The sequence below is a fragment of the Bacillus sp. CH140a_4T genome, assembly GCF_008923725.1.
In the GTDB taxonomy this organism is placed as follows: Bacteria; Bacillota; Bacilli; order Bacillales; family Bacillaceae_G; genus Bacillus_A.
Map to the genome: position 1 here is coordinate 724698 of NZ_WBPF01000013.1, position 13785 is coordinate 738482.

The window sequence follows — 13785 nt, forward strand, 5'->3', positions numbered from 1 at the left end:
TGCATAGCGGAGGAGGATTGGCTTGTTAAAAATTAATCATAAAGTTTTAGAAGACCTTTCAACCCTTGATAATGCATTTGATATTAATAAAAATATTATAGAGGCTCAACAATTATTTAACGAGTATTTCGATATAAAATCTTTTAACCAAACAAAAGATTTCGAAAGTAACATCTGGTCATTCGCTGAATTAGTCAATGGTCAAACTTATTATTTCAACTTTGAATCTTTTCAACCATTGCTTAAGTTCAATAGTAATTTAGTAATTAGTGAATGTATACTAGCTTTAAAATGTTGGATTATTTTACATCTAAATTCTAAGTCCCCCTCAGTAACATATAAACTTTTTAGCAATCTATATTCTATTTGTCGACTAACAAAAGGGTTTCAAACGAACTACGAAAAGTTAATCCAATTAATTAACTCTGGTAAAGTCTATAGTAGAAAAAACTCTAAAAGCAATGACTATGTAACCAAAACTGTCGCTCCAGAAACCATACTACGGTTTATAAATAGTTTTCTTAGCTTTTCAAAATTTTATACAGATCTCCCTATAGATCCGCATTACATTCAGATACTAGAAGATGAAAGAGCTAAAATAAAATCATCTAACAGCAATCGTGATTTGCCTCCACCAAAAGATATCTTAGTCTTTAAAGACTGTATAGAATATTTTTTTATAACCCACCAAGACAAGATAACAGACAAATTAAAATTCAATAAACTGACTAAATTCTTTCCAGTCATCCTATGGTGGGATATAACATCCATTATACCAATGCGCCCTAGTGAATTTTGTTTAATTAAGAGAGATTGTCTCTCTCTTACAGAGAATACCCTAACCTTCCCTCGTCTTAAACAAAAACGAAATATAAAAAACAGAACTGAACTAACATACGACACATTACCAATTCCAAAAGAATTACATGGTAAAATTATACAATATTTACAACTAACATCAGAATATGAATCTTCCGAATACCTAATATCTTTCGCAGCCTTTAAGGAATTAACATTAAAGAACATAAAGAGCTCTATAAACTATGAACAAAAAATATTTACTCGAGAATATTTACAAAAATTAATTGAATGTTTTTATATGGAGGTTATTAAAGAGGAATATAACTTAGAGATTAGCAATCAACTTAAACCCGGTGACTTAAGACATATAGCCATCATATCACTAATGATGCAAGGATATGACCGAGTCGAGATTGAGAGGCTGGCAGGCCACTTTGACCTTAACACACAATATTCTTATGGAAACCATATGAAATTTTGGATCGACACAGATATACAAAGATTAACAAACCAATTTATATTACAAAATACAGAAAACTTCGTGTCACCACAAGGTGTTCAAGAATATGAAAAACTACTCGATGAAATTGCTTATAGTGAATTTAACACCTACAGTCATGATGCATCTAGTAATTTTATCGAATTAAACCTGGGTTATTGTAAAGATACAACAATGCCCTGTCCCTCATTCAATTGGAACTTTACAGGGTGTTATTTCTGCAAACATTGGGGTATATCACTACATGATTTGCAAGAAAAACGAGAATTGATTATTAAAGAAATTAGTGTAATTTATAACAATCTCCAAAAAAAGATTAATTACTTAGTAGGACTATATAATTTACACCATTTAGATGAATTCGGAAAAATTAATCCTGAATTAAAAACTGAGCTAAGGACAACATTTGACAAAATAGAATACGACAAAACTTCTCTCGCAAGATTACAATACCTATTAGGAGTGGAGATTGATGAACTCAAATAAAGGACCTGGCAGACCAAAAAAATATGAAATCAATGAAAAGCTTAAGCAAGAGATATTATATTTACTTAGAATTTATAACCAAAACCACAATCCTTACCCTCAAATAAAATATAAACATATTTGGGAATATGCCACTAATCTTTATGAACAAGGGGAATTCTCTATCAAAACGAGCTATGACTTTTGGAAAAAGAAAGATCGTATCGGCCGTCAGCTAGTCGATACAGTTAATACTATACAGTCACAAAAAGTTTCTATTTCTCAATCGATAGAACTAGACTTAATTGATATTAAAGAATTAATTGATAAGTATGGTGGAAAAAACAAAGAGTTACTGTGGGAATATTTAGAGCCTTATGATAAACACCTGTACAATATTGCTTCAAAAATTAAACAATTGGAAGATAAAAATAATAAATTACAAAATAAATTAAATAAACAAGAATCGGTCATTCAGACTCTGAAACAAAAAAATTATAGAATTCAAAAATCATTATTAGCCATGTTTACTTATAGTAACAAAGAAAACGAACTCGTAAATATGCTAAATACAGGTAACTCTAAATCACAAATCATAAACTTAGCATTACAAGACACCTTTGAAAATCCAACATCATTTATACAAGAATTAGAAAAGCATTTAGATTATCAAGCTATAAAACATTTAAATCCTTCTAAAGTAATTCCTTTACATTCAAACAACAAAAATCCAGACAATCCCCCAGAGTATGATCTATGAAATAGATATAATAAATTTGTTATATCTCACTGTTTGTAGTTTTTAAAGATTATTTTATAAAAGTGATAAACACAAATAACACCACCGGCATTCACGAAAAGTGTTATTTGTGTTTATAGTCTTCTAATCAAACAACGCTATTGCCTCTGCAAATTAGACTCTTCTTTATGAATAATATAATCATTGTCCCAAACGTTTGCTTCCCCCTTGAGATTGCCCATATCTTAACCAATCATATAAATGAGAGCTTCATTTCAAAATAATGTCCATAAAATAAAAAAGTCCCAAAAACATATGTTTTTGAGACTTAGACAAATTATACATACAAACGTTTCAATACTTGCTTCATTTCTGGTTTGATATTAATGATTGAACGTATTTCTTTTGCTTTTTCTTCCGCTTCTTCTACGTTAGATGCATGCCCTAATTCTACTAATAATCCGGTTGCAACCGTACCTGTACGATTTCGTCCACCAGAGCAATGGAAAAATACTTTTTCCCCTCGCTCTACAGCTTCTTTAACGGCTCCAATTGCATCTTTAACAGATTCATCTTCCCCTTCTACACCTTCTACAATTGGGTAAGCATGTCGCTTAGCTTCAACTGGGAATCCTTCTGGTTCTTGTCCTCCAGAACGTAAGTCAAACACTTCTGTAACTCCATGCTTTTTTACTGCGTCTTGTATAGCGTCTACTCCACCAATATATACTTTTCCTTTTACAAGTTCGTGATAGTTCGTCATGTTTGTTAGTCTCCTTTAATTTATAATTTAGCAGCAGTTAGATTCACCACTGATAACAAGACCTGCACCTTGTTGATCTTCTACATAGTCTAGTGTTAGTGTATTTACAATTTCAGCTACCTTTGGATCCATAGCAACTTGAATACCGTTTACTGTTTCTGTGACATCATTTTCTTGTGCTTCACCTAAATTAATACCGTAACTAGGGCCACAGCATCCAGCACCATCAAATGTAAAACGTAATGTTGAAACACCGTTTTCTTTCATAGCAGTCTCAATAAATTCTTTTGCTTTATCTGTAATATTCATTTTAACTTCCCCCGTTTTATAAAGATTGACTCCAATCATGCACAGCATGATTTTCTAAGAACCGTTCAGAATCCAATGCAGCCATACACCCAGTTCCTGCAGCCGTAATTGCCTGACGATACTTATGGTCTTGCACATCACCACATGCAAATACTCCTGGTATATTTGTTTCTGTCGTGCCTGGTTTTACAACAATATAACCAGCTTCATCTATCTCTACTTGACCATTTAAAAATTCTGTATTTGGACGATGGCCAATCGCAATGAAAATACCATCCGTTTCAATTATTTCTTCTTCACCGGTTTCGTTATCTTTCACTTTTAGACCTGTAACTTTTCCATCTGCTAGTACTTCTATCGGTGTCTTATTTAATCCCCAAGTAATTTTCTCGTTTGCTTTTGCACGATCTTGCATAATTTTAGATGCACGTAGTTCATCTCTACGATGTACAATATGAACTTCTGTTGCAAACTTTGTTAGGAAGTTTGCTTCTTCCATTGCAGAGTCTCCACCACCAACTACAATGACTTTTTTACCACGATAGAAGAATCCATCACATGTTGCACAAGTTCCTACTCCACGGCCCATCTGTTCTTTCTCACCTGGAATCCCTAGCAGTTTAGCAGAAGCACCTGTAGAAACAATAATAGCTTCCGCTTCTACCTCTCCCATTCCAGTTACAGTAATTTTAAATGGTCGCTTGGATACATCCACTTTTTCTACCCAACCATTTTTAAACTCTGCACCAAATCGCGCTGCTTGTTTCCTCATATTATCCATTAGATCTGGCCCCATAATACCATCAGGGAATCCTGGGAAATTCTCTACTTCTGTTGTCGTAGTTAATTGTCCACCTGGCTGAGTTCCTTCAATAATAAGTGGATTCATATTCGCCCGTGCTAAGTAAATAGCTGCTGTTAATCCGGCTGGTCCTGTTCCTAAAATAACGACTTTATGCATAGTGAATGCCTCCTAATGAACAATTATTGAACGGTCAATTCTTTTAGTTTCTCATATCCAATAACATCTTCTGATTGCCAGGGAATAATTACATAATTATGTTGTGATTCTTTTTGAACTTCTTGAATCCATGGCACTTCAGATTGTGATCGTCCCTTTAATACTGGGTCTATCGTATGCGTTGCATAAAAGCTTTGATTAATGACCCACCATTTCGGATGAATTTCTGCACGTTTTAAATCCTCTTGTAGACGACTTGCTTCATGGACTGGTGTCGCTTCTGCTAGCGTTACAATGACAACACTTGTTTCTTCTGGATTGCGAAGACGTGGTAATAAATTTTTCACAGATTGTGGTACTTCACCAGAAGACCTTGCGATTTCCTTATGGTACGTTTGTGCTGCATCTAGTAACAATAATGTGTGACCTGTTGGTGCGGTATCAATTACCACAATTTCATCATTTGCTTTTTCAACAATTTCAGCTAAAGCACGGAATACAGCAATCTCCTCTGTACAAGGCGAACGTAAATCTTCTTCTAAATACGCTAAACCTTCTTCATCTACCGTATCTTTAGCCTGTTCAATCACTTCTTTGCGATAGTTTTCTACTTCCAGCTTTGCATCAATACGACTTATCGTAATATTCCCTTGTTCCCCATGCATGACATAATCAATATGTGCTGCTGGATCCGTTGTAGTTAAATGTACACGATGCCCTTTTTCAGCAAGACCAACTGCAATGGCTGAAGCTACAGTGGTTTTTCCTACTCCACCTTTTCCCATTGTAAAAATAACTCTTTTTCCTGTCTCAGAAAGATCTGCAATCATGTTTTGCAGAGGAGATATAGCAATTTCTTCTTGTATCTCATCTAAAATTGAGATACTTTCAATTGGCCGAACCAACTTTCTCATATTCTCTATTCCGGTAACATTAAATGGCACTAATGGAAGTTCATAAGCTGGAAGACCTTTTAGCTCTTCTGACATGTTTTCTAATGCACGTACTTGTCTCGTAAACAAAGCTTTAGAAACAGCATCATTTTGCATATAATTCGTTAAAACACCATTTATAAGCAAATATTGATTGCTAACTCCAAGTTCTTTTAATTCTTTAGCTGCACGATCTGCTTCTTGCAACGGTGAACTATCAGGACGTGTCACAAGCAATAAAGAGGTTTGTTTCGGATTCGATAACGCTTCAACTGTTTGACTATATAATTCTTTTTTATCTCCAAGACCTGCTAATGGTCCCAAACAAGAAGCTCCATGAGTACTTTCTTCTAGGAAACCACTCCAAGCCGTAGGAAGTTGAAGAAGACGTAACGTATGACCTGTTGGCGCTGTATCAAATATAATGTGATCGAATTTCGATGTTAATTCTTTATTTGTAAGTAACGTAGAGAATTCATCAAATGCGGCCATTTCTACTGTACAAGCTCCAGATAATTGCTCTTCCATCGTCGCAATGACAGCATCAGGGAGCTTTCCACGGTATGGACCAACAACACGTTCTTTATATTCATGTGCTGCTGTTTCAGGATCTAAGTTTGCTACTTGTAGATTTGGTACACTGGGAATTTCTTTCGGTTTATTCGTAAGTTCTATTTCGAACACATCTTGTAAATTAGAAGCTGGGTCAGTACTTATTAATAAGACTTGTTTCCCCATATCAGCTAACGTAATAGCTGTTGCACATGCAGTAGATGTTTTTCCTACGCCGCCTTTACCAGTAAAGAATAAAAATGGTGTGAATGCTATTGCGTTTGGGTTATATAAGTTTGTCATTGCCTTTCACTTCTTTCTCTATTTTTTCACGTTTAACTTTAAACGTACGACTGGCTTTTGACTCAACTCTTCTTCTGTTACATCTGTTAATTGTGTAAGTTCTTCATTTGTCAGGTGACTTTTTTCTTTTACTACTTTTCCATCTACCAAAGTTACAGGCAATACATCTGGTCCTTTATCTGTTAATAGTTGACTGATAACAACATTATTGGCAAATGCATCTGGTTCACTTGCCAAATTATAACGAGTCACATCAATTCCTTTATTCTTCAAGTTGTTAACAGCAACTGATACACGAATTAACTCTGGATCAACACTTGGTCCGCAAACCCCAGTAGAACAACACATTGCAGGATCAAAAATTTCTATCTTCTTCATCTTTGATTTCTCCCCTTCTTTACAAAATAAGCCGAGAAAAAGATTCTCGGCTACAAATATTTAATTTTCAATTATTCTCCTGTTTCAGCGAATTTTTTAATACGTTCGCCAATCTCATCACGAACTTTTTGGAATACAGACCAATCTTGACCAGCTGGATCATCAAATCCCCAGTGGACTCGTTTTACGTGCGGTGGAGTTGTTGGACATACATCATTTGCGTGACCACAAAGTGTTACAACAAGATCCGCTTTATCTAAAATGTCACGGTCAATGGTATCAGATGTTTGATCTGTAATATCAATGTCTACTTCGTTCATTGCTTTAATTGCATTCGGATTTACTCCGTGCGCCTCAATACCTGCAGAAAGTACATTCCATTTGTCACCTAAATATTTTTTGCCCCAAGCTTCTGCCATTTGGCTACGACAAGAGTTTCCTGTGCATAAGAAGTAAATTGTTTTTTTGTTTTCCATGATAATTCCACCTTTTTTATGAATATTTATTTTGGTTGTGTTTGAAAGTATTTACGCTGGAACCAAAGTGCTACATTTACAAGTGCTATCATAACTGGTACCTCAACTAAAGGTCCGATTACTGCTGCAAACGCTGCACCAGACTGAATTCCAAATACCCCTACAGCTACAGCGATTGCTAATTCAAAATTATTACTACCAGCTGTAAATGCTAATGTTGTTGATACCCCATAACTTGCACCCACTTTTTTGCCCATATAGAAGGAGACAAAAAACATGATTACAAAATAAATGAGTAATGGAATTGCAATACGTACAACATCAAATGGTACGCTAACAATGACCTCTCCTTTTAATGAGAACATCACAACAATTGTAAATAACAATGCGATTAATGTGATTGGACTAATCTTTGGTATAAGTACTTTTTCATACCACTCTCGGCCTTTTGTTTTTACAAAGATAAAACGTGTTAACATTCCTGCAATAAACGGAATTCCTAAGTAAATAAAGACTGATTTTGCAACCTCTGCCATTGTAATATCTACAACAGCTCCTTCAATTCCTAGCCATTCTGGAATGACTGTTACAAACACATAAGCGTATACTGAGAAAAATAACATTTGGAATACAGAGTTAAAAGCAACTAATCCTGCCGCATACTCCGTATCACCTTTTGCTAGGTCGTTCCAAACGATAACCATTGCAATACAACGAGCTAGGCCAATCATGATTAATCCCACCATATATTCTGGCTTATCTGGCAGGAATATAACAGCCAAGGCGAACATTAATACAGGTCCAATAATCCAGTTTTGCACCAGTGATAATATCAATACTTTTACATCTTTAAAAACGCGCCCCATTTCTTCATAGCGAACTTTCGCAAGTGGTGGGTACATCATTAAAATTAATCCAATCGCAAGTGGGATAGAAGTTGTTCCTACTTGTAAGCTATTCATTCCCTCAACAAATCCAGGGGATAGATAGCCAACTCCAATTCCTACTGCCATCGCAAGAAAAATCCAAAGGGTTAGATATCGATCTAGGAAAGACAGACGTTTTTTCCCCGTGTTGCTCATCCTTCTCACTTCCCTTTCTGACTATTTATTAACAACCACACCGGAGTGTAGGATTGCTCTTCTCAATTTGTTTAATTTTCTCTGTTTGGTCTGGTACATGCGCTAAAACATCTTCTAAAATTGTGTATAAATCACTTGCTTGATTTAAAGAATAATAAATCCACTGACCTCTCCGCTCTTCTTGTACTAAACCTAAATCCTTTAATTTCCTAAGATGCTGACTAATAGAAGGCTGACTCATATCAAATACTTCAAGTAATTCACATACACAACACTCACGTTGTTTGAGAATTGATACTATTGTTAGCCTTGTTTTGTCTCCTAGTAGCTTTAATAACTGTGACACTCTTGTTAATTCTATAACCGTTTTTTCCATATCTATACCTCCTTTTCATAATTGTATAAGCATATACTTATATGTTGAGTAAAAATTAAACGTAATATTCATTAAATGGATTCATATTTAATTTTCTCTCCCTCTTGAAATAAGTATATAATTAACCGCTTATATAATCAACTGAAAAGCTCATTTTTTACAAAACATTTACAATACTTCTTTACAGCGTATTCTTACAGACCGTTGTATCTCTTTCCACATAACAGGTATAAAAGGAAACCGAATAGTCCTGTTAAAAAAACAGCAACTAACCATACTACATAATGATTTCTACTCATTTTATGCTGTTGATACTCTAATGTGATATATGTACACATAAAAATGATTAGTAGGTATATCCCCACAATAAATAATTGATCAATCAAAAATATCCCCCCTTTTTATACATTAGCTCATCCCTTTTGCAACGATTATTTTGGGAATTCTTCCCTATAACAATAACATAAGTATATAGTTATATACCTAATAATTTATTTTTTCTATTCATGGCTTGATACTAAAATCCACACTAATATTGGGGTACAGCCGAGATACGTGTAAAAACAGATCACAAGGATACATTATTTACCAATGAGTGTTTTTTTAAGATATTTGTAACATAAACGTTCCGTTTTTTTTACAAGGGAGAGTACATTTTTATTTTGAAAACAAAAAAACCACCAAATAAAATGGTAGTTTAAAACACAATTATTAATTTTATAATAGTGATATTAGTGTACCACCAACAGCACCTGCCACTACAATAACCCAAGGTGGTAATTTCCAATACACTAACATACTAAATAATATGGCAGCGAAAGCAAAATCAACAGGTTGTAAGATTGCACTAGTCCAAATCGGATGATAGAAAGCTGAGATTAAAATGCCTACTACTGCCGCATTTACTCCCATTAAAGCACCTTTGATCTTAGGATTTCGTCTTAGTTGATCCCAAAACGGTAATGTGCCTAAAGTAAGAAGAAATGCTGGTAAGAAAATAGCTACAGTTGCCAATAATCCACCTTGCCATCCACCAATAACAGCGCCAATATATGCTGCAAATGTAAATAACGGTCCAGGCACAGCTTGAGTAGCACCATAACCTGCTAAAAATGACGCCTCATCCATCAAGCCTGTAGGTACAAATTCACGTTCCAGTAACGGTAAAACAACATGACCTCCACCAAAAACTAAAGAACCTGAGCGATAAAAACTATCAAACATTGCAATCCAATTTAACGATGTAACCTCTCTTAGAATTGGAAGGAAAACAAGCAATCCAAAAAATAGTGATAAACAAATTACTCCTAACTTTCGAGAGATTGGGAAGCTTAGTTTTGCTTCATCATTATCTGCATGATTTTTGTAGATAAGATAGCCAACTAGACCTGCTAATAAAATGACACCAACTTGTGTGAAAGCTGTTTGCCATAATAAGGTTCCAACTAAAGCAAATAATGCGATTGATTTACGTTGTAAATCTGGTGTCAATTTTTGAGCCATTCCTAAAATCGCATGCGCTACTACTACTACCGCTACAATTTTTAGCCCGTGAATCCAACTAGCATCTCCAATGTTTAAACCTTGTAAAACTAATGCAAATATGATTAATGCTATAACAGAAGGAAGAGTGAAACCTATAAAAGCAAGAATTCCTCCTAATACACCTGCACGCATTACACCAATACCAATTCCAACTTGACTACTAGCAGGGCCAGGTAAAAACTGACATAACGCAACTAAATCAGCATAACTTTTTTCATCCATCCATTTTCTTTTGCGAACATACTCTTCGTGAAAGTAACCGAGATGTGCTATCGGTCCCCCGAAAGATGTAAGTCCAAGTCGAGTAGAAACAAGCAGTACTTCTAATAAAATCTTAAATCTGCTTTGTTGTGTTGTATGATTCATTCTACACGTCCTTTCTTATTAGTCTTTAATTTCTTTAAAAAGTTCGTATGCTTTCTTTCGTGCTTCCACTAGAACATCTTGCCCTTTTTCGGTAGCTGTATAATATTTTCTAATTTTCCCAGCTACATTACGATCCTCTTTATTTAAAAGACCATCACTTTCCATTGCATGTAGAATAGGATATAAAGTACCAGGACTTATAGTATATCCATGTTCCCTCAGTTCTTCTAACATCCATGCACCAAAAATAGGATGTTCCTTAGCATGATGTAAAATGTGGATTTGGATAAATCCTAAAAATAACTTTCTTAATAATTTATCCTCCAAGTTTTCCCCCTCCTATAGCATCAAAATCGTAAAGCAATATCGAACTTCGTTATTAATTTATCATTGGCATATCACTTTTTCAATTGATTATAAAATAATTTACAAAGCCTTTACAAAGTAATGATTCCGTATTATTTGAACATTCATCCGTAATACGTTCAAAGATAATCAAAAAGTCACTTTCCTCAGCGTACAGGAAAGTGACTTTTTCATGATTAAAATTTCTTATTCAATTTTCTAAATATCTATATAAAGTTGATTTGCTGATTCCAGTTTCTTCTCGTATTTCAGCTAAACTATAGTCACCACTTTGATACATAACAATCGCACGTTTCACATTTTCATCAGGCTTTCTAGGACGCCCTGTTGTAACTCCCTTTTGTTTCGCTTCATACAATCCTTTCTTCGTTTTTTCACTAATTACATCACTTTGAAAATCTACAAGATGTTTTACAATATCTCCAAAATGATACCCATTTGCATTACTGGTATCAATATCTTCTTGAACAAAGTAAATGTAAGCACCTTTATTATCAATGACTTGTAATAACTCAACAAGATGACGTGTTGAATCAGCTAATGTGAAAAGTTTTGTAACAACAATTTTATCATCTTGTTTTAGGTTATCTATCATATTTTTAAGTTGTACTCTTTTTTTTGCCGATGAATGTTCCTCTGAGATAATCATCGTACAATTATATTTCTCTAAGCTTTTAAGTTGTTCTTCACATTTCAAGTCATCTTGATATGGTCTCATATATCCGATTAACATACATGCTCTCCTAACAATTTAGATGTTTCTTTTATCATACCATAACTTGGAGTTGTAATATTAGTATCAAAAAGGTTCCTTTTTGGGACGATAAGTGTTAGACTGTTTTTATTAAATCGTGAACGCGGCTTTTATGAGACTTAAAAGCCACAAAATAAATGATATGAGGTGTATAAAACAGTGGTAGAAAAATTAAAAGCAGAATGGTTCTCAAATGTTAGAGCTGATATCCTTGCGGGGATTGTAGTTGCACTAGCATTAATTCCAGAGGCAATCGCATTTTCCATTATTGCAGGTGTAGATCCGATGGTGGGATTATATGCATCCTTTTGTATTGCAGTTATTATTGCCTTTGTAGGTGGTCGTCCTGGAATGATTTCAGCAGCAACCGGTGCAATGGCATTACTTATGGTTCCTTTAGTAAAAGAGCACGGGCTAAATTATTTATTAGCAGCAACAATTTTAACTGGTGTTATACAAATTATTTTTGGTGTATGTAAAGTAGCACGATTAATGAAATTTATCCCACGTGCTGTCATGATTGGTTTTGTTAATGCTTTAGCAATTTTAATTTTTATGGCTCAAGTACCACATTTGATTGGCATTTCCAATCTGACATATGTATTTGTGGCAATTACATTAGCAATTGTCTATATCGTACCGCGATTTATTAAATCCATTCCAGCTCCATTGATAGCGATTGTATTATTAACAGCTGTTGCGATTTATATGCATTTAGACTTACGAACTGTCGGTGACTTGGGAGCAATTACAAGAACATTACCATCGTTCTTTATTCCAGACGTACCATTTACGTTTGAAACACTACAAATTATTTTCCCCTATTCAATTGCGTTAGCAATTGTAGGATTATTAGAATCTTTACTAACAGCATCTATCGTAGATGATATGACTGGAACCGATAGCAATAAAAATCAAGAATCAAGAGGACAAGGAATTGCCAATGTTATCAATGGTTTCTTTGGTGGTATGGCAGGTTGTGCAATGATTGGGCAATCTGTAATCAACGTAAAATCGGGTGGACGTGGTAGATTGTCTACGCTAATTGCAGGATTATTTTTAATGTTTCTCATCATCGTATTAGGAGATTTAGTTGTACAAATCCCAATGCCTGTTCTAGTAGGTATTATGATTATGGTTTCTATTGGTACATTTGATTGGTCTTCATTCTCATATTTAGTAAAAGCTCCAAGAAGTGATGCAGCAGTTATGTTAGTAACAGTTATTATTGTCGTTGCAACACACGATTTATCAAAAGGTGTAATTGCTGGTGTATTACTAAGTGCTATATTCTTTGTTGCTAAAATCTCAAAAATAAAAGTTACAAAACAACCAGATGGCTCAAATATGATATTTGATGTGGATGGTCAATTATTCTTTGCATCTGTAGAAGGATTCGTAGAATCCTTTGATTTCAATATTAAAAATAGAAGCATTGTCATTGACTTCTCAAATACCCATATTTGGGATGATTCAGCAGTCGGAGCTATCGACAAAGTGGTTATTAAGTACCAAGAAAATCAAAATATTGTTACCATTAAAAACTTAAATTCTTCTAGTAAGAAACTCGTAGAAAAATTAGCAGTATATAATAACCCAAATAGAAAAGCTTCTTCACATTAATTCATGATTAGGAGTGGAAAATATGTATAAAAAAATCCTATTAGCTGTAGATGGCTCTGAACATTCCTTATGTGCTACTCAAGAAGCAATGAAAATTGCATCCTTATCTAGCGGATGCACAGTTGAAATTGTATTTGTAGTCGATTATGCAAAAGCAAAGAATGAAGTTATTCATGCACAAGGGAAAGAAGAATTAGAGTTATCCCGTCGTAAGAGACTTTTACCAATTGAGGAAAAATTAAAAGCAAATCGTATTTCTTATGAAGTTAAAATATTACATGGTGAACCAGGTCCAACCATTGTAGACCATGCGAATAAAGGTCATTTCGAATTAGTGGTACTTGGTAGTCGGGGACTCAATGCGTTGCAAGAAATGGTACTTGGTAGTGTGAGCCATAAAGTAGCTAAAAGAGTTCAATGCCCTGTGCTGATTGTAAAATAATATATTTTTTGTATGATTCCTGATTTTGAAATTTCTTATTCAAAATCAGGAAT

General features: G+C 34.4%; 15 protein-coding genes. 4 read left to right on the forward strand and 11 right to left on the reverse strand.

All coding sequences use genetic code 11. The annotated features are described in order from the left end of the window. Window positions 1-22 precede the first annotated feature (22 nt). Together F8162_RS12525 and F8162_RS12530 are read left to right on the forward strand one after the other, a co-directional pair. Window positions 23-1786, forward strand: a complete 1764-nt coding sequence (locus tag F8162_RS12525) for a site-specific integrase (protein WP_151633512.1) — start codon at window positions 23-25, stop codon at window positions 1784-1786. Beyond that, window positions 1773-2525, forward strand: a complete 753-nt coding sequence (locus F8162_RS12530) for a hypothetical protein (RefSeq protein ID WP_151633510.1) — start codon at window positions 1773-1775, stop codon at window positions 2523-2525. Before F8162_RS12525 ends, F8162_RS12530 begins: the two co-directional genes overlap by 14 nt. A gap of 316 nt (window positions 2526-2841) precedes the next feature. On the opposite strand, the gene F8162_RS12535 is transcribed toward F8162_RS12530, so the two are convergent. The 11 genes from F8162_RS12535 to F8162_RS12590 all read right to left on the reverse strand — a co-directional run bounded on the left by F8162_RS12535 (window position 2842) and on the right by F8162_RS12590 (window position 11646). Next, window positions 2842-3267 (reverse strand): tyrosine-protein phosphatase, encoded by a 426-nt coding sequence (locus F8162_RS12535; protein WP_151633508.1) that lies wholly within the window; start codon window positions 3265-3267, stop codon window positions 2842-2844. A gap of 27 nt (window positions 3268-3294) precedes the next feature. After that, a complete protein-coding gene (locus tag F8162_RS12540; protein ID WP_151633506.1) occupies window positions 3295-3576 on the reverse strand; it encodes a HesB/IscA family protein in 282 nt (93 codons plus the stop codon). A 16-nt stretch (window positions 3577-3592) separates the two neighbouring features. Beyond that, window positions 3593-4537, reverse strand: a complete 945-nt coding sequence (gene trxB, locus F8162_RS12545; protein ID WP_151633504.1) for a thioredoxin-disulfide reductase — start codon at window positions 4535-4537, stop codon at window positions 3593-3595. A 23-nt stretch (window positions 4538-4560) separates the two neighbouring features. After that, complete coding sequence (gene arsA, locus F8162_RS12550) at window positions 4561-6324, reverse strand: arsenical pump-driving ATPase (protein WP_151633502.1); 1764 nt, start codon at window positions 6322-6324, stop codon at window positions 4561-4563. A gap of 18 nt (window positions 6325-6342) precedes the next feature. Beyond that, window positions 6343-6702, reverse strand: coding sequence for an arsenite efflux transporter metallochaperone ArsD (arsD, locus tag F8162_RS12555; protein ID WP_098063678.1), 360 nt, complete (start codon window positions 6700-6702; stop codon window positions 6343-6345). A gap of 71 nt (window positions 6703-6773) precedes the next feature. Beyond that, window positions 6774-7178, reverse strand: a complete 405-nt coding sequence (gene arsC, locus F8162_RS12560; protein ID WP_131370727.1) for an arsenate reductase (thioredoxin) — start codon at window positions 7176-7178, stop codon at window positions 6774-6776. A gap of 26 nt (window positions 7179-7204) precedes the next feature. Beyond that, window positions 7205-8260, reverse strand: coding sequence for an ACR3 family arsenite efflux transporter (gene arsB / locus F8162_RS12565; protein ID WP_097825975.1), 1056 nt, complete (start codon window positions 8258-8260; stop codon window positions 7205-7207). Between the two features lie 28 nt (window positions 8261-8288). Further along, entirely contained in the window at window positions 8289-8636 is a 348-nt protein-coding gene (locus F8162_RS12570; RefSeq protein WP_097825976.1) for an ArsR/SmtB family transcription factor, read from the reverse strand. A 717-nt stretch (window positions 8637-9353) separates the two neighbouring features. Next, window positions 9354-10547 (reverse strand): chromate transporter, encoded by a 1194-nt coding sequence (locus tag F8162_RS12580; protein ID WP_151633498.1) that lies wholly within the window; start codon window positions 10545-10547, stop codon window positions 9354-9356. 18 nt (window positions 10548-10565) lie between these two features. Beyond that, window positions 10566-10874 carry a PadR family transcriptional regulator gene (locus F8162_RS12585; protein ID WP_034642288.1) on the reverse strand — a complete coding sequence of 103 codons (309 nt, stop codon included), beginning with the start codon at window positions 10872-10874 and terminating at the stop codon, window positions 10566-10568. A 229-nt stretch (window positions 10875-11103) separates the two neighbouring features. Further along, window positions 11104-11646 carry a recombinase family protein gene (locus F8162_RS12590; RefSeq protein WP_000904934.1) on the reverse strand — a complete coding sequence of 181 codons (543 nt, stop codon included), beginning with the start codon at window positions 11644-11646 and terminating at the stop codon, window positions 11104-11106. 180 nt (window positions 11647-11826) lie between these two features. Between F8162_RS12590 and F8162_RS12595 the strand changes: the two genes are divergently transcribed. Both F8162_RS12595 and F8162_RS12600 read left to right on the forward strand, forming a co-directional pair. After that, window positions 11827-13290: a SulP family inorganic anion transporter gene (locus tag F8162_RS12595; protein ID WP_151633496.1), complete on the forward strand. Its 1464-nt coding sequence runs from the start codon at window positions 11827-11829 to the stop codon at window positions 13288-13290. Between the two features lie 22 nt (window positions 13291-13312). Further along, a complete protein-coding gene (locus F8162_RS12600) occupies window positions 13313-13732 on the forward strand; it encodes a universal stress protein (protein WP_151633494.1) in 420 nt (139 codons plus the stop codon). Window positions 13733-13785: the final 53 nt, after the last annotated feature.